This window comes from Streptomyces sp. NPDC050534, from assembly GCF_044457745.1.
GTDB lineage: Bacteria > Actinomycetota > Actinomycetes > Streptomycetales > Streptomycetaceae > Streptomyces.
This window is the reverse complement of sequence record NZ_JBITHF010000011.1, coordinates 215,944-236,868: the sequence shown is the minus strand read 5'-3', so window position 1 is coordinate 236,868 and position 20,925 is coordinate 215,944. Positions and strand designations below refer to the sequence as shown.

Genomic DNA, 20,925 nt, shown 5'->3' with positions numbered 1-20,925 from the left:
GACCATGCCTGGCACCAGTGACACGAACGACGGGAAGCATCCGGTGGAACTCGGCTCCGTTCAGGAGACGCTGTTCATTCCGCTGGCCGCGCGGGCCCGGGAGACCGTGAAGAAGCGGCCGCTGCTGCGGGATCCGAAGGCCGTCGAGATGATCCGTGACATCGACTACCCGGCCGATAAGTACGGCCCCGGCCCCGGTTCGTCGATCACGGTGCTGCGTACCGCGATCGTGGACTCCTGGGTGCGGGCGTTCCTCGCGGAGCATCCGGCGGGGACGGTCGTCGAGATCGGCACGGGCCTCAACACCCGCTTCGAGCGGGTCGACAACGGCACGGTGCACTGGGTCGACCTCGACCTGCCGGACACCATCGCACTGCGCCGGAAGTTCTTCACGGACACCGAGCGCCGCCGCATGGTCGCCGCGTCGGTGCTGGACGAGGGGTGGCTGAGCACGGTCGAGGAGTACCCCGGGCCCTACTTCTTCGTCGCCGAGGGTGTGCTCGTGTACCTCCCGGAGGACGAGGCGGCCGAGGCGCTCACGCGCATCGCACAGCGGTTCCCCGAGGCCCTGTTGGCCCTCGACACCTATCCTCGCCGGCTGCTGGAGAAGCAGCATCAACAGGCGGTCCAGAAGCAGATGGAGGCCCGCTGGGCCTGGTCCTGCGAGGACCCGCGATCGCTGGAGAGGCTCGGGCTGCGGGTCGTGGAGGCGGCCTCCGTCACCCGGCCGCCCCGTGCCGCGCGAGCTCAACTCCCCCTGCGTTTCCGGACCTTCCTGCCCTTCGCCGACCTGCTGCTGCGCGGGCTGTTCAACATCACGCTCTTCCGGGCCGGTTCGCGACCGGACTGAGGGCCCGCGTCAGGACTCCTCCCCCGGCGCGTGCTCCAGGTCGGCCACCGCCTCGGCCTGCTCCCGCACATGCGCGAGGAACCGGGCCGGGTTCGGGGGCAGCGTGCGCGAGGTCAGCCAGGCGATGCCTATGTCCCTGGCCGCTTCCACATCGGTGACCTGCAGATACGACGGGGCACTGGCCGGCGCGGAGGCGTGCGGGCGTGGCACCAGTGCGACGCCCAGCCCGGCACTGACCAGGCCCCGCAAGGTGGCCACCTCGTCGCCCTCGAAACCGGCGCGGGGCGTGAAACCGGCGGCACGGCACAGTGACTCGGTCACGGAGCGCAGGCCCTGTTCATGCCGCAGCAGGATGAACGGCTCCTCGGCGACCTCCGCCAGCCTGGCCCGCCGCCGCTGGGCCAGCCGGTGTCCGGGCGGCACGGCCAGCCACAGCGGCTCGACCAGCAGGCGCCGCCAGGTGATCAAGGGGTGCCCGGGGTTTCCCGCGGTGAGCAGCAGATCGGCCGTGCCGTCCAGGAGGGTCTCGACGAGTACGGCCTCACTGCCCTGGCGCAGTTCGAACCGGGAGAGCGGGAAGCGTTCCCGGAATCCGGTGATCAGCGGTGGCAGCAGCCAGGTTCCCAGCGAGTGCAGGAAGGCGAGGGGGATCAGGCCCGACTCCGGGGACACGGTCTCGTGGACCGCCCGCAGGCCGCGGTCCAGGTGGTCCAGCGTGGCGTCCGCGTGTTCCTTGAAGGCCCGGCCGGCCGGGGTCAGCCGCAGCACCCGGCCCACCTGCTGGAAGAGCTCGGCGCCCGCCTCGTGCTCCAGACGCCTCAGCGCACGGGACAGCGCCGGCTGCGTCATGTGCGCGTCCGCCGCCGCCCGGGTCACCGTCGCGCCGTCCGCCACGGCGACGAAACACCGCATTACCTGCACCTCCATGCGATCGATGCTACTGAGGCATGGAACGGCACGCATCAAGGCATTGGACGCATGGAATGCACGCCGCGACCCTGGAAGGGACGACAGGACAGCCGGCGGTCCCTGCCCGGACACCTCACGGAGCGACGATGAACACGTACTGGAACGCAGGCGAGAACAGGTTCGAGACCTCGGCGCGCGGCCGGGCCGTACTGGCCGATCCCCGGCTGAACCGAGGCACGGCCTTCACCCAACGAGAACGCCGCGACCTGGGCCTGGACGGACTGATCCCACCCCACGTCCTGGACCTCGACCAGCAGGCCCGGCGCGCCTACGGCCAGTACACGGAGCAGCCCACCGACCTGGCCAAGCACGTCAACCTGTCCGCCCTGCACGACCGCAACGAGGTGCTGTTCTACCGCCTCCTGAGCGACCACCTCTCCGAGATGCTGCCCATCGTCTACACCCCGACGGTCGGCACGGCCATCGAGCGGTACAGCAACGAGTACCGGCGCCCCCGCGGCATCTACCTGTCGGTCGACGCGCCCGAGGACATCGAACGCGCCCTGCTCTCCTCGGGGTTGGCGGCCGGGGACGTCGATCTGATCGTGGCGACCGACGGCGAGGCCATCCTGGGCATCGGCGACTGGGGGGTCGGCGGCATCGACATCTCGGTGGGCAAGCTCGCCGTCTACACCGCCGCGGCGGGCATCGACCCGGCCCGCACCCTGGCCGTCGTCCTCGACGTCGGCACCAACCGCGAGCAACTCCTCGACGACCCGCTCTACTTGGGCAACCGCCACCCCCGCGTGGACACGCGGACGTACGACGCCTTCATCGACCGGTACGTCACCACCGCGGAACGCCTCTTCCCCGACGCGCTGCTGCACTTCGAGGACTTCGGGCCCGCCAACGCCCGCCGCGTCCTGGACCGTTACCGCGGCGAGCACTTCGTCTTCAACGACGACATCCAGGGCACCGGCGCGGTCAACCTCGCCGCGGTCCTGTCCGGCGTACGGGCCAGCGGGATGCCGCTGCCCGAGCACCGCGTCGTGGTCTTCGGTGCCGGTACGGCGGGCATGGGCATCGCCGACCAGCTGCGGGACGCCATGGCCGCGGAGGGCCTGAGCCGCGAGGAGGCCACCGCACGGATCTGGGCCGTGGACCGCCACGGCCTGATCACGGGCGACCAGGAGGGCCTGCGGGACTTCCAACTCCCCTACGCCCGCGCCGCCGAGGAGGTCACCGGATGGCAGCGGGACGAGAAGGCCGGGGGCATCTCCCTGGACGAGGTGATTCGCCGGGTCCGGCCCACCGTCCTGATCGGCACCTCCGGCCAGGGCGGGGCGTTCACCGAGACCCTCGTGCGGGAGATGGCCGCGCACACCGAACGCCCGATCATCCTGCCGATGTCGAACCCGACCCGCCTGGCCGAGGCCGTGCCGTCCGAACTGCTGGACTGGACCGACGGCCGCGCGCTCGTCGCGACCGGCAGTCCGTTCGCGCCGGTCACCAGCGGCGGGGTCACCTACGAGATCGGCCAGGCCAACAACGCGCTGATCTTCCCCGGCCTCGGCCTGGGCGCCGTCGTCGCCCGCGCCACACGGGTCACCGACGCCATGCTGTCCGCCGCGGCCCACGCGGTCGCCGGTCAGGTCGACTCCACCCGGCCCGGCTCCCCCCTCCTGCCGCTCACCACGGAACTGCGCCGGACGTCCGGCGCGGTGGCCGTCGCCGTGGCCCGGACCGCGGCCGAGGACGGCGTCGCCCGGGAGACCGTGGACGACACGATCGAGGAGCGCGTACGCCGGTCGATGTGGGAGCCGGTGTACCGGCCCGTCGTCGGTGTCTGACGGCGTGGAGACACACGGCGCCACGACCGGCGGATCGATCGGCTGCGACGATCGGGAGAGGACCGGAGCGGAGCCGGCTGCGGCCCCGGCCCGCAGAGCGGTCGCCGCCGTACGCCAACACCGCCTCGCCGTACCGCCGTTGCTGCTGCTGACCCTGCTCAGCGGGGTCGTCGACGCGGTCAGCCTCCTCGGCCTGGGCCAGGTGTTCGTGGCGAACATGACCGGCAACCTCGTCCTCGTCGGCCTGGCGCTCGCGGGCGCCGCGCGTTCCTCACCCGCCGGACCACTGACGGCTCTCGGCGGCTTCGTCGCGGGGGCTTTGCTGGTGCGTGCGGTGGCTCCGCGTCATGTGAACCACCGTGCGCTGGTCGGGCTCTGCGCACTGCTGGAGGCCGCCCTGTTCGTCGTGGCCGTGCTGACCTGGTCGTACGACGGCGTTCAGGAGCCCGCGCTGCTGCCGATCGCCCTGTGCGCCGTGGCGCTGGGGATGCAGAACGCCGCGGTCAGGCGGCTCGGCGTCGCGGGGCTCACCACCACGGTCATGACCAGCACGCTGACCGGGCTCATCGCCGGACGCGCGGAGGAACGCACGCCGACGTCGACCTCGCGGCAGACGCTGAGCGTCGTGACGCTGGTCGCCGGCGCCGCGCTCGGGGCGGCCGTCGTCCAAGTGGCCGGTCCCCGCTGGGCGTTGACCACGGTCGCCGCCCTTGCGATCGTCGTCGCGTTCACCCTCCTCGCGCCCGGTCGGCCTGCAGCAGGCTCAAGCCCGGCGGAGTGAGCACGTACGGCACGGTGTCGTGGCGGCCCGGTGTCGTGGCGGCGGCCTTGCCGGCGGAACACCGTCCGCTGCGTAGGCTGAGGGCTGCCAAGGCCTGAGCTGGAAACGGCTGTCGCACCGCCCCCTCCCCTGCGAGGCACCGCATGATCGAGTTGGCCGCGGTCTTCGCCGTCGCGGGCGCCGCCAGCAACGCCGTGGGGACCGCCTTCCAGCGCAAGGCGGCCTCCACCACCAGCAAGGGCGGGCTGCGCCTGCTCGGCGAACTGGTCCGCCGGCCCGCCTGGGTGATCGGCATGTCCGGCGTGATCGGTGCCGCGCTCTTCCAGAGCCTGGCGCTGGTCAACGGCCCCCTCGCGCTCGTGCAGCCGCTGTTCATCCTCGAACTGCCCTTCGCCCTGCTCGTCGCCTCACGGCTGATGCGCCGCCGGCTGCCGGACCCGGGCTGGTGGGGCGTGGCCGCCGTGGTGGCCGGACTGGCTCTGAGCCTCGCCTCCGCCGCCCCGCACGGCGCCGGCGACGAAGCCCCCATGACGCGCTGGATTCCGGTGCTCGGCCTCTGCCTGGGCGCGATGGCCGCGGCCGTCGCCCTGGCCCGGCCGGGGCGCCCGGCGACGCTGCGGGCCGCGCTCCTCGCCGGGGCGGCCGCGATCGGCAACGCCCTGACGGCCGCACTGCTCAAGTCCGCGACCGGAACGTTCGCCGATCACGGCCTGACCGCCTTCCTCACCACCTGGCAGACGTACGGCTTCGCACTGGCCGGTGTGGCCGCGCTGCTCCTGCTGGAGAACTCTCTCCAGGCGGGCCCACTGGTCGCGTCCCAGCCCGCGCTGACCATCGGCGACGCGACGGTCAGCCTGGCGCTGGGCGTCATCCTGTTCGACGAGAAGATCCGCACGGGCTGGTGGCTGGTGCCCGTGCTCCTGGGCGTCGTGCTGATCGTCGCCGGCGTGCTGGTGCTGAGCCGGGCGGTGCAGGTTCTCGGGCTCGGCCGGTGACGCCCCTTTCCGTCGACCCGCCGGGCCGCTCCCGCGACGTCCGCAAATCCACAGGTCTGCCGACGCGCAGGTGGGGCACCTGAACTCCTACCTCACCCCCACGGACAAGGAGTTGCAGTGACGACGACTGACCCCACCCCCAAGTACACGGTGCCGGGCATCGAGCGCGAGGCGGCCGGTCGGCTCATCGACGTCCTCCGGCTGCGGCTGCACGCCCTCAACGACCTCCATCTCACGCTCAAGCACGTGCACTGGAACGTCGTGGGACCCCAGTTCATCGCCGTGCACCAGATGATCGACCCGCAGGTCGAACAGGTGCGTGACATGGCGGACGACGTGGCCGAACGCGTGGCCGCTCTCGGCGGGGTCGCCCAGGGCACCCCCGGCGCCCTGGTCTCCGAACGCACCTGGGACGACTACTCCATCGGCCGCGAGGACGCCATCGCGCACCTCGGTGCCCTCGACCTCGTCTACACCGGGCTCATCGAGGACCTGCGCGCGGCGATCAAGGTCGTAGGGGAGATCGACCCGGCGACGGAGGACCTGCTCATCGGGCAGCTGCGCGACCTCGAGCAGTTCCAGTGGTTCGTCCGCGCCCATCTCGAGAACGCCGGCGGCAGCCTGGCCACGGCCAGGGCCGACACGGAGCTGGACGCCGCCACGGCGGCCAAGGACTGACCCCGCACAAAGAGATCCGAATTCCCGGTCGCGCCCGCGACAAACAACAGAATTTCCGTGCGTGAGGTGCATTTCTCGGGGCACCAGAAACGACGGAAGATACGACGGAGGTGCACAAAGAATGATTCCCTTGCTTCTTGTTCTGCTGCTTGCCCTGATTCTTTTCGGTGCCGGTTTCGCGCTGAAGGCACTGTGGTGGGTCGCGGTCATCGTGGTGGTGCTGTGGCTGCTCGGCTTCGTGGTCCGGCCCGCAGGGCACGGCGGCCGCAAGGGCCGCTGGTACCGCTGGTAGAGGCGGCGCAAAGCACGACGGACGGGTGGGGCCCGCAGGCGCAGCGCCTGCGGGCCCCACCCGTCCGCATACGGCACACCCGGCCCGTACGCACGATCCGGACGCCGCGCGACACTGGACACCGACGGCTCGTGGCGCAACAGCGACGCGACCGACCGAGCAGGAAGGGCCCCGCGCCGATGAGAATCGTCCAGCTTGGAACGTCCGGTCTGTCCGGCCTGCGAGGGCAGCTGGGCAGGGGGCTCTTCACCCGCGTCGCCGGTCCGGACGGGCCGCGCAACCGCGCCCGTATCCACGAGACCCCCGGCCCGCGCTGGTTCGAACCGCAGAGCCCGGTCCGCCGGGTGCACGGAGACGCCTCGATGTTCATCGGCGGGCTCTCCGCGCTGCTGCTGCAGTCCCTCCATCCACTGGCCATGGCGGCCGTGGCGGCCCACTCCGGCTACCGCGGCGACCCCTGGGGCCGGCTTCAGCGCACGAGCACTTTTCTCGCGACGACGACCTACGGAACGGCCGAGCACGCGCGGCAGGCGTGCGAACAGGTCCGGTCGGTCCACGAGCGCATTCACGGATTCACCGCCGAAGGCGACGAATACCACGCCGCCGACCCTCATCTCCTCGGCTGGGTGCACGCGGCCGAGATCGACAGTTTTCTCCGCGCCCATCAGCGCTACGGAACGAATCCCCTTTCCGACGACGGCTGCGACGGTTACATCGCCGACACCGCCCGTATAGCCACCGAATTGGGCGTGGTCGACCCGCCCCGCAATCGCGCGGAACTCGCCGAACTGTTCGCCTCCTACCGACCGGAACTACGCGCCACCGCGCAGGCACGCGAGGCCGCCCGCTTCCTGCTCCTCAACCCGCCCGTCCCCCTCGCCGCCCGCCTTCCCTACGGCGTCCTGGCCGCCAACGCCGTCTCCCTGCTGCCCTCGTGGGCCGCCCGGGAACTGCGGCTCCCCAGGCTCCCGGTCGTCGACGCATGGTGCGTCAGGCCCCTGGGAAGCGCCGTCACCTCCGCGGTCCGCTGGGCGATGGCACCGTCGCGCCCGACGACGTCCTGATCTACGACCCCGGCTGCTCGCCGTCGCGGGCCCCGTCGCCCTGAAGCAGGGCGAGCAGCGGTGCCGCCGGCAGCCGGTGGCGGGTGTGCCCGCGCGGGCCCGTGGTCGTCGTAGCCGTCAGGAGTGCGTTGAGGACGGCCTCCTCGACGGCGTCGAGCACGGCGGTGAACAAGGGGTCGAGGTCGTCGTCGCGGATCATGGCGGGGCCCGCGGGCGTGCCCAGGGGGCGGGTGGCGAAGGCGAGGCCGTAGTCGCCGCTGCCGTGGCCGTAGCCGGCGCCGACCCGGGCCAGGGCGTAGACGGCACGGCGGGCAAGGCGCGTCAACTGGCGCGCGTCCAGCGGGGCGTCGGTCGCGGCCACGACCATGCAGGAACCGGTCTCGGGGGCTGGGCCGGAGGGCGGCAGACCCACGTCGGCGGGAGTGACCGTGCGGCCGCGTACGCGCAGCGTGCCGCCGAAGTTGGCCTGCACCAGCACGCCGAGGGTGTTCTCCCGACCGGCGAGCGGCACGCGCCGCGACGACGTGCCGATGCCGGCCTTGAAACCGAGCGCGGTCAGGCCGGTGCCGCCACCGACGCAGCCCTCGGCGACCGGGCCGTACGACGCCGCGTCGAGCGCGGCGCGCACGTGTTCCTCCCGTACCGGACGCGACCGGATGTCCGACAGGAGACCGTCGTTGCACTCCCCCACCACCGGGTTCACGCTCCGGACCTCCGCGTTCCCGGGCCGCTCCAGGATCCAGCCCACCAGGGCGTCCGCCACCCGGAACGCGGACAGCGTCGAGGTGAGCAGGACGGGGGTCTCGAGCGCGCCGAGTTCGGCGATCTGGGTGGCGCCGATCAGCTTGCCGTAGCCGTTGCCCGCGAACATCCCGGCGGGCAGCGGGCTGCCGGGACCCACCCCGTCCGGCACGATCGCGGTCACCCCGCTGTGCACCCGGGGAGGGCGGATCAGCGTGGTGTGCCCGACCCGGACTCCTGGCACGTCCGTGAGGGCGTTGTGCGGGCCCGTCGGCAGCTCGCCGACGGCGAGCCCGACGGCGCGGGCCCGGTCGCGGGCCGTCGGCGGTGAGTTCGGATCCTGCGCGCGCATGTCCGGCACGGTAGCGGCCCGCTGCCCTTCCACCGGTGAGGGGCGTGCTCAGTCCATGAGGCGCCGTAGCGGATCGCCGGGATCGTCGGCAAGGGCGAGCCTGACCGTGAGGCGCTTGCCCACCGGCTCGCGCCGCGCCTCGAAGCTCTGCACCACCGCCATCACGATCTCCAGACCGTGCTGCCCCACCCGTCCGCTGTCGGCGGCGCGGGCGAAGGGCAGCGTCGGATCGGAGTCCCACACCTCGATCTCCACCTCCGCGCCGGCGATGTGCAGGTGCAGCAGCGCCGGTCCGGGCGCGTACTTGAGCGCGTTGGTGACCAGCTCGCTGACGACCAGTTGCGCCAGGTCCATGGCGCGGGCCGACACGGTCAGCCCGCACTCGGACCTGGCCCGGGTCAGGAAGTCCAGCGTCCGGTTCCGCGCGCCGGAGATGCAGCCGTCGGCCCCGTCCAGGGCGATGGACACGTCGGCTGGTGCGGTATCCGGCATGCGGGAACTCTCCTCGGGCGAGACTGGCGCTCTGCCGGTGATCTGCAATACCCCGTTCATGGGCGCGCGGATACCCCGCAATACGCGCGCTACTCCTGTGCCGCGCCGCACGGGATCGTCCTTGTCGTGCATCGCACCGGGGATCTCGGGGCAATCGTGGCAGCAGAGGGGCGATCGTCGGCACCAGCGACGTGACGCAGCCGGACCGAGTGCGCAGAGGACGCGAGTGGCAGAGAACCGGGAAACAGTGGGTCGTGGCCAGTTGTCCGTGGTCAGAACCGAGAGCGACGGCATCACCGTGCTCAGCCTCCGCGGAGAGGTCGACTACCAGAGCGTGGGCGCCCTGACCCGGGCCGTGCCTGTGGCGGATCCCACTGACGGCCACCGGGTCGTGGTGGACATGAGCAGGGTGACGTTCATGGACAGCAGCGGCGTCAACGCGCTCATCGCCGCTCATCAGGCCATGCAGGGCGCACACGGGTGGCTGCGCCTCGCGGGAGTGCGGGGCGCCGTGCTGCGTACCGTGCAGCTGGTGGGGCTCGACACCCTCGTCAGCTGTCACCCGACCGTAGAGGACGCCATCGCGGACTGACGGCCGCGTAGGCGGTGGCCCGCACCGCCAAACCCGGGTGGGTACCCCTGTCCCGTTCCCTCATGCCACCTTCCCGACCCCTTTTTCTCGCCGGATCGCAGCCCTCGATCCGGGCTTTGGCCGCCGGACGCAACTGGGTTAATCTGCGATCGATTTCTCATCCGGCAACCCCGCCCCCCGCGGGATTGCCGCAGGTGAGCGGGGCTTTACAGCTCCGTCTCGGTTCCGAGTCCCTGGGGTGGGGACTCTGGGGAGCGGAACGAGGGTGCACATGACGGGCAGATCGACGGACGTCCGGGGGCAGGCTCCCGGCGAGCAGGAGCTGCGGCAGCTGCTGGCCGGGCTGACGGCGGTACGGGACGGTGACTTCGGGACCCGGCTGCCGTCCGACGGACCGGGACTGCTCGGCGACATCGCCACGGTCTTCAACGGCATGGTCGACCAGCTGTCCGTGTTCACCTCCGAAGTGACGCGTGTAGCGCGCGAGGTGGGCACCGAGGGCACTCTGGGCGGCCAGGCGGAGGTGCCCGGCGTCTCGGGCACCTGGGCGGACCTGACCGACTCGGTCAACGCCATGGCGGGCAACCTCACCACACAGGTCCGCGACATCGCGCAGGTGGCGACGGCGGTGGCCAAGGGCGACCTGTCGCAGAAGATCGACGTGCCCGCGCGCGGCGAGATCCTTCAGCTGAAGGAGACCGTCAACACGATGGTCGACCAGCTGTCGTCGTTCGCGGCAGAGGTCACCCGCGTCGCCCGCGAGGTGGGCAGCGAGGGCCGGCTCGGCGGACAGGCGCAGGTGCCCGGCGTGGGCGGTGTCTGGCGTGACCTCACCGATTCGGTCAACTTCATGGCCGGCAACCTCACCGCGCAGGTCCGCAACGTCGCCCAGGTGACCACGGCGGTCGCGCAGGGCGACCTCTCCCAGAAGATCACCGTCGACGCCCGCGGCGAGATCCTCGAACTCAAGAACACCATCAACACGATGGTCGACCAGCTCTCCGCCTTCGCCGACGAAGTCACCCGCGTCGCCCGCGAGGTCGGCACCGAAGGACGCCTCGGCGGCCAGGCCGACGTCAAGGGCGTGAAGGGCACCTGGCGCGACCTCACGGACTCCGTGAACTTCATGGGCGGCAACCTCACCGCGCAGGTCCGCAACGTTGCCCAAGTGGCCACCGCGGTCGCGCAGGGCGACCTCTCCCAGAAGATCACCGTCGACGCCCGCGGCGAGATCCTCGAACTCAAGAACACCATCAACACGATGGTCGACCAGCTCTCCGCCTTCGCCGACGAGGTCACCCGCGTCGCCCGCGAGGTCGGCACCGAGGGCAACCTCGGCGGCCAGGCGATCGTGCGGGGCGTGTCGGGGACCTGGAAGGACCTGACCGACAACGTCAACGTGATGGCGTCCAACCTGACCGGGCAGGTCCGCTCGATCGCCCAGGTCGCCACGGCCGTCGCGCGCGGCGACCTCTCGCAGAAGATCACCGTGGAGGCGAAGGGCGAGGTCGCCGCCCTGGCGGACGTCATCAACACGATGGTCGACACGCTGTCCGCGTTCGCCGACGAGGTCACCCGCGTGGCCCGCGAGGTCGGCACCGAAGGACGCCTCGGCGGCCAGGCCCATGTGCCGAACGTGGCCGGCACCTGGAAGGACCTGACGGACAACGTCAACTCCATGGCCAACAACCTCACCGGGCAGGTCCGCAACATCGCCCTGGTGACGACCGCGGTGGCCAACGGCGACCTGTCGAAGAAGATCGACGTCGATGCGCGCGGCGAGATCCTGGAGCTCAAGACCACGATCAACACGATGGTCGACCAGCTGTCGTCGTTCGCGGCAGAGGTCACCCGCGTCGCCCGCGAGGTCGGCAGCGAGGGCCGGCTCGGCGGACAGGCCGAGGTCGAGGGCGTCGAGGGCACCTGGAAGCGGCTGACGGAGAACGTCAACGAACTGGCGGGCAACCTCACCCGGCAGGTCCGCGCGATCGCCGAGGTCGCGAGCGCCGTCGCCGAGGGCGATCTGACGCGCTCGATCAACGTGGAGGCATCCGGCGAGGTCGCCGAGCTCAAGGACAACATCAACTCGATGGTGGAGTCCCTGCGCGAGACCACGCGGGCCAACCAGGAGCAGGACTGGCTCAAGACCAACCTCGCCCGCATCTCCAGCCTGATGCAGGGCCACCGCGACCTGCCCGTCGTCGCCGAGCTGATCATGGACGAGCTCACGCCCCTGGTCGCGGCCCAGTACGGCGCCTTCTACCTCGCCGAGGACACCGAGCGCGGTACCGAGCTGCGGCTGGTGGGCTCGTACGGCAGTCCCGAAGACGCCGAACGGCCCACCCGTATCCGCGTCGGCCACTCCCTCGTCGGCCAGGCGGCGCGCAACCGCCGCCCGGTCACCGTCGAGGAGCTGCCGGTGGGGTACGTCACCATCTCCTCCGGTCTCGGACAGGCGGTGCCCTCCGCCCTGGTGGTGCTGCCCATCGTGGTCGAGGACCAGGTCCTGGGTGTCATCGAGCTGGCCTCGGTGACCCGCTTCACCCAGATCCACCAGGACTTCCTCGCACAGCTGATGCCGACCATCGGCGTCAACCTCAACACCATCGTCGCCAACGTCCGCACCGACGAACTGCTGGACGAGTCGCAGCGCCTGACCGGTGAACTCCAGGCCAGGTCGGAGGAGTTGCAGGTCCAGCAGGACGAACTCCAGCGTTCCAACGCCGAACTGGAGGAGAAGGCGTCCCTGCTGGCCTCGCAGAACCGCGACATCGAGGCCAAGAACCTCCAGATCGAGCAGGCGAGGCAGGAACTGGAGACCCGGGCGCAGCAGCTGGCGCTGGCCTCCAAGTACAAGTCGGAGTTCCTGGCCAACATGAGCCACGAACTGCGCACCCCGCTCAACAGCCTGCTGATCCTGGCCCAGTTGCTGGCCCAGAACCCCTCCCGCAACCTCACCCCGAAGCAGGTCGAGTACGCGGGCATCATCCACTCGGCGGGCTCCGACCTGCTGCAGCTGATCAACGACATCCTGGACCTGTCGAAGGTCGAGGCGGGCAAGATGGACGTCGCTCCCGAGCGGGTCCCGCTGCGCCAGCTCCTGGAGTACGTCGAGGCGACGTTCCGGCCGATGACGACGCAGAAGAGCCTGGACTTCACCGTGGCCACCGCGCCCGGCACCCCTGCCGACCTGCTCACCGACGACTCCCGGCTGCGTCAGATCCTGCGCAACCTGCTGTCGAACGCGGTGAAGTTCACCGAGCAGGGCGGTGTGGAACTGCGGATCGAGCCCGCCGCCGACCGTGAGGTGCCGCCGGGCGTGCACCGCGGCGGACCCGTGGTGGCATTCCGGGTCAAGGACACCGGCATCGGCATCCCGCAGCAGCAACTGGAGACGATCTTCGGGGCGTTCCAGCAGGCGGACGGGACGACCAGCCGCAAGTACGGCGGCACCGGCCTCGGCCTGTCCATCACCCGGGAGATCGCCCATCTGCTGGGCGGTGCCGTGACGGTCGACAGCACCCCGGGCCAGGGCAGCACCTTCACGCTCCATCTGCCGGTGGCGCGGGACGACTTCGAGGAGCTGCTGGACTCGGGCGGCCGTACGGTGGAGCAGCCGCACACCATCCTCGCCTCCGAGGTGGCTCAGACACCCCGGGCGCTCGCCGGTCCCGTGCCGGCACCCGAGCACCGCAGGCGCCGTCTGCTGGTGATCGAGGAGCGTCCGCGCGGTCTGCTCAGCCTCGTCGCGGAGCGTGCCGTCGCGGACATAGCGCAGGGCCACGACGACCCGCACGGGGCGATCGACATCATCACCGCCGTCGGAGCCCAGGAGGCGGCCAGCACGCTGGCGGCCGAACCGTGCCACTGCGTCGTCCTCGAACTCGGCACGCCCGACGACGAGGGCGCGGACTTCCTCACGGCCATGCGCGGCGACTCCGCACTGGCCAGCGTGCCCGTCCTCGTGCACACCGGTCACCGCGTGGACCTGGCCCAGGAGCAGGCACTGCGCTCCCGCGCGGGCGACCGGCCGCTGGACTTCCTCTCCAGCCTGGACGAGCTGCGCGAGCGCATCACGCTGCATCTGTCCGCCGAGCAGCCGGGCGACGTGCTGACGCTGGTGCGCGCGGAGGAGCCGCAGCCGCCCGCGCAGGTCGTGGACGACTCGTTCCTCGGCCGTACGGTCCTGGTGGTGGACGACGACGCCCGCAACCTCTTCGCCCTCAGCGGGGTGCTGGAACTGCACGGCTTCCAGGTCCTGCACGCGGACAACGGCCGCAAGGGCATCGAGATGCTGCTGGGCCACCCGGACATCTGCCTGGTCCTGATGGACGTGATGATGCCGGAGATGGACGGCTACGCGGCCACCGAGGAGATCCGCTCCATGCCTCAGTACGCGGAGCTGCCCATCATCACGGTCACCGCGAAGGCCATGCCGGGCGACCAGGAGAAGAGCCTCGCGGCCGGGGCGAACGACTACATCACCAAGCCCGTGGACACGAGCGACCTGATCGCCCGCGTCGGACGGTGGCTGCCCTCGTGACCGGACTCCACACCGCGCCCACCCGCCGACCTCGTGACGTCCTCGGACGTACCAGCCCAGGAGCTGGCAGACCGTGAGTGATCTCCGTCAACCGCCCGACCCGCAGGCAGCCAAGGCCGCCGTGGGGCCACAGCCCGCGCCCCGGGACGCCGCCCCGTCCGGGCCGGCCGGCCATGCGCCCACGGGCGCGGGTGACCAGGACGGCGTCGAGGAGTCGTCCCCCGTCGGCCGGCTCGCGGCGACCGTGGAGCGGCTGCGCCGCGAGGTGCGGGCGGCGCAGGCCGAGGCGGACGGGCGCGCTCTGATCGAACTGGCCAAGGGCATCCTCGTCGAGCGGCTGGGCTGCGGGCCGGCCCAGGCCGCGCGGCAGCTCGCCGAACTCACCGAGCAGGCGGGGGTCACGCCCCTCGAGTTCGCGGTCGAGGTCATCAACCAGGCCGCGAGCGACCGGCTTTCGGAGGTGACCGCCGCCTTCATCGCGGCCACCGCGGCGCCCGCCGACGCCGCCGGCCCGCCGGACGGCCGCGCCTCCGCCGTGCGGCTGCGGGCCGCGGAGAGCGGTGCGCTGGCGGCCGACGACGCGCAGGCCGTGGCCGACTCCCTGCTGGAACACGCCCTGACGCCGCTGGGCGCGGAGGCGGTGGCCATCTGGGCGCTCGGGGCCGACGGTTCGCTCACCCTGGCGGGCAGCGCCGGGTTCGCCCCCGCCGAGGCCGGACGCTGGCGGCATGTGCCGCCGGGAGTGACCACCGTGGCGCGGCGCGGGCTCGCCGAGCGCACAGGCCAGTGGATCAGGAGCCTGTCCGGGACCGGGCTGCCCTCCATCGGTCAGCACCACCACCCCGACGGCGGCCGGGTCGCCGTACCGGCCGGGGTGGCCGGGCGGATCCACGGCGTGCTGGAGATCGCCTGGCCCGCGCCGCTGGACACCCCTCCCCCGGCGATCGTCCGCCAGATCGAGGCCCTGGCGGAGCTGTGCGCGCACACCTTGGAGACGTACGCCCTGCACCGTCCCGGCGGGGAAGCCGGTCCGCGCGTCCTGCCGGACGTGGCCGAGCTGATGGACCTGGCCGACGGGCTGCACGACCCGGCTCTGGTGCTCGTGCCGCACCTGGACGCCGCCGGGGAGCTCGTCGACTTCCGCATCCTCCACGCCAACGGCCGCTTCCTGGACCCCGCGGGCCGGCCGCGCGGCGTCATCAGCGGCGCCCTGCTGCTGGAGGCGTACCCGCTGGCCGCCGGGCAGAGCGAGCTGTTCGAGCGGACGGAACGCGTCTACGCCACCGGGGAGCCCTACCGCGCCCGCCGGATGCGCCTGACCGCCCTGGTGGACGACGTGCCGCTGGCGGCGGTGGCCGACATCAACATCAGCCGGCACGGCGGCAGCGTCCTGCTCCTCTGGCGTATAGAGGACGAGACGGCCCGGCTGGCGAGCCTGCTCCAGCACGCCCAGCGGCTGGGCCGGATCGGCGGCTTCGAGGAGAACCTCCTCACCGGCGAGATCACCTGGAACGGCCAGCTCTACCACCTCTACGGCAAGCCCGCCTCCAGCGGTCCCGTACGGCTGGAGGAACTGCCCGCGCACGCGCATACCGACGACGCGGTCGCCATCGGCCGGTTCCTGCGCGGCCTGCTCCACCACCGGCGTCCCGCGTCGGCCGCCTTCCGCCTGCAGCGCCCCGACGGCGTCACGCGCCACATCCGCGTGGTGGGCGAACCGGTCCTCGACTCCGACGGCCAGTTGTACGCCGTACGCGGCGCCTACCAGGACATCTCCGCGCACCACTGGACCGAGGTGGCCCTCGCCGCCACCCGCGACCAGCTCGCCCAGAGCGAGCAGCAGTCCAGCGAGCGCAACCGCCTCGCTCTCCAGTTGCAGCACGCCATCATGCCGCCGACGCAGGCCCCGCTGGCGGTGCCCGGACTCCAGGTGGCCGTGCGCTACCGGCCCGCGGAGACCCAGCACCTGGTCGGCGGCGACTGGTACGACGCGGTCGTCCTGCCGTCGCGGCTGGTCCTGCTGTGCGTCGGCGACGTGGCCGGACACGGCATCGAGGCGGCCACCACCATGGTCGTCCTGCGTAACGCGCTGCGCGGCCTCGCCGTGACCGGCGCCGGGCCGGGCCAGCTGCTGTCCTGGCTCAACATGGTGGCCCACCATCTGACCGGCGCCGTCACCGCCACCGCCGTCTGCGGCCTGTACGACCCCGAGCGCAACATCCTGCGATGGGCGCGGGCCGGCCATCTGCCGCCCGTCCTGGTGCGCGGCACGGACGCGGCTCCGCTGCCCCTGGTCGACGGGATGCTGCTGGGCGCGGTCCCGGAGGCCGCCTACCAGGAGCACGAGGTCCAGCTCGCCGTCGGCGACACCCTGCTGATGTACACGGACGGTCTGATCGAGCGCCGTGACCGGTCAGTCCAGGAGTCGCTGGCCCAGCTGCTGACGGCCGCCCGCGCGGTCCAGCCGACGCTGGACCAGCAACTGGACCGGCTGCTGGTGCACAGCAGGTCCGACACCGACGACGACACCTGCATCGTGGGTATCCAGGTGGCACCCTGACGCCCACCCGCCCGATGGGCCACCCGCGCCGCGGGTACCCGTCACAAGGACGTACGGTTCACACTTGAGAGGGCACACGGGAACGGCACGAAGGCGCACACGGCCGGCGGCCCATCGGCGAGGAGGGGAGAACATGACCGGGCGAAAGGATGCACAGGCCGTACGGAAGCGACCTGTGCGGCCGGTCTCCGCCGACCTCGTCGGCGTGCTGGATGCCATCGGGACCGGGGCCTACGTCGTGGACGAGGAGGGCTGCGTCATCGGCGTCAACAGCCGCGCCGAGGAGCTGCTGGGCTTTTCCGCCGACCACCTCGTCGGCCATGACGCGCACGACCTGCTGCACCGCGGGCCCCACGGCCGCCCGCTGCCGCGAACCCAGTGCAGCATGCGGCAGGCGTTCCACGCGGGGCGCACGGCCCAGGCCGAGGAGGACTACTTCGCGCGTGCGGACGGCTCCCTGCTCCGCATCGCCTGGCTGATCACTCCGTACGCCGGCAAGGACGACGACAGCTGCACGCTCGTCGTCTTCCACCCCGTCGAGCCCGCGCCGAAGAGCGGTCCGCCCGAGGGGCCGGTGGCCGCCTCCCTCACCGAACTCGAACGGCTGGCCCTGCTGGCCGAGACCACGACGCAGCTGACCTCGACACTCGACGCCGACGAGACGTTGCGCCGGCTGGTGGGTCTGGTGGTGCCCAGGCTGGCCGACTGGGCGATCGTCGACCTGATCACCGACCGTGACGAGGTGTGGCGCGCCGTCGTGGTGCACGCCGAGGGCGAGACCCTGGTGCACCGTGACGACCTGCAGGGCCCGATGCCGCCGGTCCCGCAGGCGTCGCAGATGCCGCTGTCGAGGGCTCTGCGGGGCGTCGCCTCGACGCTGGCCGGGCGGCAGACCTACGACCGGGCGCCGGATTCCGGCATCGCGGTCGAGCAACGCCATCTGTTCGACGCCACGGGGATGCACTCCGCGGCCATCGCGCCCATCCGCAGCACCCGTGAGGTCCTGGGCGCCCTGACCGCAGGCCGCTCCGAGAACACCGTGCCCTTCGCTCCCGCCGACCTTCCCCTGATCGAGGACATCGCGCGCCGCGCCGGTCTGGCCCTGGACAACGCCCGCCTCTACCAGCGTCAGCGCAAGGTCGCCGAGACCATGCAGAACCATCTGCTGCCGCAGACACCGGGCGTGCCGGGCCTCCGGATGACCGCCCGCTATCTGCCCGCACCCCACGCCTCGCAGGTCGGCGGCGACTGGTACGACGCCTTCCCCCTGGCCGACGGATCGACCGCGCTGGCCATCGGCGACGTGGTCGGCCATGACCTGGAGGCCGCGGCGGGTATGGCGCAGGTGCGCAACATGCTGCGCGCCTACGCCTGGTCCCAGGCCGAGCCGCCCAGCCGGATCGTCGAACGGCTCGACGAGGCGATCCAGCACATCACGGACGTCACGATGGCCACGATGATCTTCGCGCGGATCGAAGCGGCCGACGACGGCACGTGGCACCTGGCCTGGACCAACGCGGGCCATCCACCGCCCTTGCTGATCAGCCAGGACGGCGTGGCCCACTACCTCACCGCCGGCCACGGCCTCCTCCTGGGCACCGGAGCCGGCCGGGAACGTCCCGACGCCACGGCCTCCCTCCCGCCCGGCTCCACCCTCGTCCTGTACACCGACGGCCTCATCGAGGACCCCGGCCAGACCCTCGACGTGGGCCTGGACCGGCTGCGCCGGCACGCCGCCGCCCTGGTCCACCGCCCCCTCACCGCCTTCACCGACCAGTTGCTGCGCCGTGTTCGCCCCGAACGCAACGACGACGACGTGGCTTTGCTGGCACTGCGCATCCCCGCCCGCGGGACGTAGCGGCGCCAACTCCCCGTCAGTCCGCGCCGGTTCCGGTGCCGCCGGTCAGGCGATCGCCTCGGCGAGCAGCTCGATCTGCTCCAGCCCCGAACCGGTCGGGACGAATATGAGCTCGTCGCAGCCGCTCGCCTCGAATGCGGCGACGTAGGACTTGACCATGTCCGGGGTCACCGCGGCGCTTCCGGCGATCTGGCCGGCGACGTCACCGAGGAAGCCGTAGTAGTCCAGGAGATAACCGTCGGCCTGCGCACGGGCGTTGGGCCCGAGGCCGAAGTAGGCCAGTGACAGCTTGCGGGGTGTGCCCGAGCGGCCGGCGTCCCGCCAGGCGGTGTCCACTCCGGCCGCGGCCTGGGCGAACATGTCCGGCGAGCCGCCGCCCATGATCCAGCCGTCGCCCAGCTCGGCCACCCGACGGAAACTGGCCTCGGTCCCGCCGCCCAGGATCAGCTCGGGGCCGCCTTCGCGCACGGTCCTGGGCCCGATCCCGCCGGCGAATCCGCGCTCCTCCCCGGCCCAGACCCGCTTCATCTCCTTGAGCTGCTCCTCGAAGCGGCGCCCTCTGCCCTTGGTGGACAGCCCGCTGGCGGCGAAGTCGTCGTCGCGTCCGCCGAGACCCGCCCCCAGCACGAAACGTCCGCCGGAGATGCGTTCCAGGGAGGCCGCCTGCTTGGCCAGCAGGGCGGCGTTGGTGTGGAGCGGCGCGAGGAGCACGCTCGTCGTCAGACGGATTCTGCTGGTGACGGCGGCGGCCGCGCTGAGGGCGATCAGCTCCTCGTAGCCCTGGTACACCAGCCGGCCGATCGTGCCGAGGGTGCTGAACCCCGCGCCCTCCGCCTGCCGGGCCCAGTCCAGCAGCCTCGCTGGTTCGGTACCGGGAACCGTGTTGGGAAGGCCGATTCCGATGTCCATCCGTTCCTCCGGTCGTTGGCAACTCGCTCAGTGCCCATCATGCGCACAGACAGCGCACGGACGACCGCATTGACGGACGTTCGACCGGGACCGGCCGTCCTCTAGTGCCAGTTGCTGATCTGCACGTCGTGCGGTGCGGGCTCGCCCTTGCCGGTCTCGATCAGCTTCTTCAGGCTCATCAGGAAAGTCGCCCACTTCGTGCTGCAGTGGTACATGAACTCCACGGGCTCCTTCCAGCCTTGGTGCCGGAACAGCACGATCGTGAAACCGTCCTCCTGTTGGAGGTCGAAGTGGACCTGTGTGCCGATCCACTCCTCGGGGCCGTCGACGACCTCCCAGCGCACGTGCTCGGCGGGCCGGGCCTGAAGCACCTTCATGTCGAAGCCGCCGGGCTCGAAGCGGAACCGGATCACTCCCCCGACCTCGGTGTCGCCCTCCGTGTCCTGCGTCCACCAGCCGGACAGGCCCTCGATCGTGGTCAAGGCCGCGTAGACGTCGTCCGGGGTCGATGTGACGCCGATCCTGTGCAGGATGTCCACCATCTCGATATCTCCCTCTCTCGCAGGTACTTGCATGGGTTTTCGTTCGTGCGGGCTCAGCTCTCCCGGGTGCGCTGGATCGTCTCGGCGATCCGCCTGATCCGCTGCAGCCGGGCATCCCAGGCGGACCCGACCGACGCCAACTGCGCGACGGCCCGGGCGAGTTGGGCTTCGTCGACCTCGTAGAGACGCTCGCGTCCGGACGGGGTCACATGGACGAGTCCGACCCGGCCGAGTACGCCGAGGTGCTTGGCGACCGCCTGGCGGGTGACCGGCAGCCGCTCGCTCAGCGTGGTGGCGGTCCCGCCGCCGTCGGCCAGCAGCAGGTCGAGCATCCGCCGCCGGATGGGGTCCCCCACCGCCGACCAGAGGTCGTCGTCGATGGAGGCGGTCACTGCGCCGACACCACTCGGGCGGCATGGGCGACCAGACGGGGCAGGAAGTGGTCCCAGCTCCTCGCGTGGTCGCGGTACGCCTCCTCGAGTACGGCCGCCTCCCAACCCCTCTCCCGAAAGCCCGACTCGGTGAGGCGCAGCAGCGTGCCCGTACCCGAGGGGATCAGGTCGAAGGTGACCAGGAGCGAGTTGCCGGACGTGGCGATCTCGCCGTCGTCGTACACCCACCGGAAGCTGAACCGCCGCGGCGGGTCGGCCTCCACCACCGTGAGGGACTCGACCTTGGCGTCCGGCGCGCTCCGGTCGCCGAACGTGATCCGCCCCGTGCCGCCGGGCACCGGCTCGAACTCCGCCTCGTCCGGCCACCACTCCCGCACGTGTTCGGGCTTGCTGACGACCTCGTAGACCACCTCGGGCGTGGCCTCGATGCGGATCTCCCGCTCGATGCTGCCGTACTCCATACCGTCCCGCCTCCTTTCGCAACCTTTGGTTGCACATCACGGTAGGCCACTCCCCCGCAATACG

General features: G+C 71.6%; 18 protein-coding genes. 11 read left to right on the top strand and 7 right to left on the bottom strand.

All coding sequences use genetic code 11. The features are described from left to right. Nucleotides 1-4: 4 nt before the first annotated feature. Nucleotides 5-850, top strand: coding sequence for a class I SAM-dependent methyltransferase (locus tag ACIBN2_RS33105; RefSeq protein ID WP_399139967.1), 846 nt, complete (start codon nucleotides 5-7; stop codon nucleotides 848-850). Nucleotides 851-859: 9 nt separating this feature from the next. Here ACIBN2_RS33105 and ACIBN2_RS33100 read toward each other — a convergent pair whose 3' ends face one another. After that, complete coding sequence (locus ACIBN2_RS33100) at nucleotides 860-1,777, bottom strand: LysR family transcriptional regulator (RefSeq protein ID WP_399139965.1); 918 nt, start codon at nucleotides 1,775-1,777, stop codon at nucleotides 860-862. 128 nt (nucleotides 1,778-1,905) lie between these two features. Here ACIBN2_RS33100 and ACIBN2_RS33095 point away from each other — a divergent pair, with 128 nt between their 5' ends. The 6 genes from ACIBN2_RS33095 (at nucleotide 1,906) to ACIBN2_RS33070 (ending at nucleotide 7,419) form a co-directional block, all read left to right on the top strand. Next, the gene (locus tag ACIBN2_RS33095; protein WP_399139963.1) at nucleotides 1,906-3,609 is read left to right on the top strand and encodes an NAD-dependent malic enzyme; all 1,704 of its coding nucleotides are present in this window, start codon (nucleotides 1,906-1,908) and stop codon (nucleotides 3,607-3,609) included. Between the two features lie 4 nt (nucleotides 3,610-3,613). Continuing rightward, nucleotides 3,614-4,390 (top strand): YoaK family protein, encoded by a 777-nt coding sequence (locus ACIBN2_RS33090; protein ID WP_399139961.1) that lies wholly within the window; start codon nucleotides 3,614-3,616, stop codon nucleotides 4,388-4,390. Nucleotides 4,391-4,533: 143 nt separating this feature from the next. After that, nucleotides 4,534-5,385 carry a DMT family transporter gene (locus ACIBN2_RS33085; RefSeq protein WP_399139959.1) on the top strand — a complete coding sequence of 284 codons (852 nt, stop codon included), beginning with the start codon at nucleotides 4,534-4,536 and terminating at the stop codon, nucleotides 5,383-5,385. A gap of 117 nt (nucleotides 5,386-5,502) precedes the next feature. Further along, on the top strand, nucleotides 5,503-6,063 hold the full coding sequence (locus tag ACIBN2_RS33080) for a Dps family protein (RefSeq protein WP_399139957.1): 561 nt from the start codon (nucleotides 5,503-5,505) through the stop codon (nucleotides 6,061-6,063). 121 nt (nucleotides 6,064-6,184) lie between these two features. Beyond that, entirely contained in the window at nucleotides 6,185-6,355 is a 171-nt protein-coding gene (locus ACIBN2_RS33075) for a hydrophobic protein (RefSeq protein WP_399139955.1), read from the top strand. Between the two features lie 179 nt (nucleotides 6,356-6,534). Then, a complete protein-coding gene (locus ACIBN2_RS33070; RefSeq protein ID WP_399139954.1) occupies nucleotides 6,535-7,419 on the top strand; it encodes an oxygenase MpaB family protein in 885 nt (294 codons plus the stop codon). A 1-nt stretch (nucleotide 7,420) separates the two neighbouring features. Here the strand turns inward: ACIBN2_RS33070 and ACIBN2_RS33065 are convergent, their stop codons facing one another. Next, a complete protein-coding gene (locus ACIBN2_RS33065; RefSeq protein WP_399139952.1) occupies nucleotides 7,421-8,512 on the bottom strand; it encodes a P1 family peptidase in 1,092 nt (363 codons plus the stop codon). Nucleotides 8,513-8,560: 48 nt separating this feature from the next. After that, on the bottom strand, nucleotides 8,561-9,004 hold the full coding sequence (locus ACIBN2_RS33060; RefSeq protein ID WP_399139950.1) for an ATP-binding protein: 444 nt from the start codon (nucleotides 9,002-9,004) through the stop codon (nucleotides 8,561-8,563). Between the two features lie 268 nt (nucleotides 9,005-9,272). Between ACIBN2_RS33060 and ACIBN2_RS33055 the strand changes: the two genes are divergently transcribed. From ACIBN2_RS33055 to ACIBN2_RS33040, 4 genes are all read left to right on the top strand, one after another. After that, nucleotides 9,273-9,596, top strand: coding sequence for an STAS domain-containing protein (locus tag ACIBN2_RS33055; RefSeq protein ID WP_399139948.1), 324 nt, complete (start codon nucleotides 9,273-9,275; stop codon nucleotides 9,594-9,596). 271 nt (nucleotides 9,597-9,867) lie between these two features. After that, nucleotides 9,868-14,139 carry a HAMP domain-containing protein gene (locus ACIBN2_RS33050; protein WP_399139946.1) on the top strand — a complete coding sequence of 1,424 codons (4,272 nt, stop codon included), beginning with the start codon at nucleotides 9,868-9,870 and terminating at the stop codon, nucleotides 14,137-14,139. Nucleotides 14,140-14,212: 73 nt separating this feature from the next. Next, entirely contained in the window at nucleotides 14,213-16,699 is a 2,487-nt protein-coding gene (locus tag ACIBN2_RS33045) for a SpoIIE family protein phosphatase (protein ID WP_399139944.1), read from the top strand. Between the two features lie 133 nt (nucleotides 16,700-16,832). Beyond that, on the top strand, nucleotides 16,833-18,557 hold the full coding sequence (locus ACIBN2_RS33040) for a SpoIIE family protein phosphatase (RefSeq protein WP_399139942.1): 1,725 nt from the start codon (nucleotides 16,833-16,835) through the stop codon (nucleotides 18,555-18,557). Nucleotides 18,558-18,602: 45 nt separating this feature from the next. Here ACIBN2_RS33040 and ACIBN2_RS33035 read toward each other — a convergent pair whose 3' ends face one another. The 4 genes from ACIBN2_RS33035 to ACIBN2_RS33020 form a co-directional block, all read right to left on the bottom strand. Next, nucleotides 18,603-19,466, bottom strand: coding sequence for an LLM class flavin-dependent oxidoreductase (locus tag ACIBN2_RS33035; RefSeq protein WP_399139940.1), 864 nt, complete (start codon nucleotides 19,464-19,466; stop codon nucleotides 18,603-18,605). 101 nt (nucleotides 19,467-19,567) lie between these two features. Further along, entirely contained in the window at nucleotides 19,568-20,008 is a 441-nt protein-coding gene (locus ACIBN2_RS33030; protein WP_399139938.1) for an SRPBCC domain-containing protein, read from the bottom strand. Between the two features lie 53 nt (nucleotides 20,009-20,061). Beyond that, nucleotides 20,062-20,400 (bottom strand): ArsR/SmtB family transcription factor, encoded by a 339-nt coding sequence (locus ACIBN2_RS33025; RefSeq protein WP_399139936.1) that lies wholly within the window; start codon nucleotides 20,398-20,400, stop codon nucleotides 20,062-20,064. After that, nucleotides 20,397-20,861, bottom strand: coding sequence for an SRPBCC family protein (locus ACIBN2_RS33020; protein ID WP_399139934.1), 465 nt, complete (start codon nucleotides 20,859-20,861; stop codon nucleotides 20,397-20,399). The genes ACIBN2_RS33025 and ACIBN2_RS33020 overlap by 4 nt, the downstream gene beginning before the upstream one ends. Nucleotides 20,862-20,925: the final 64 nt, after the last annotated feature.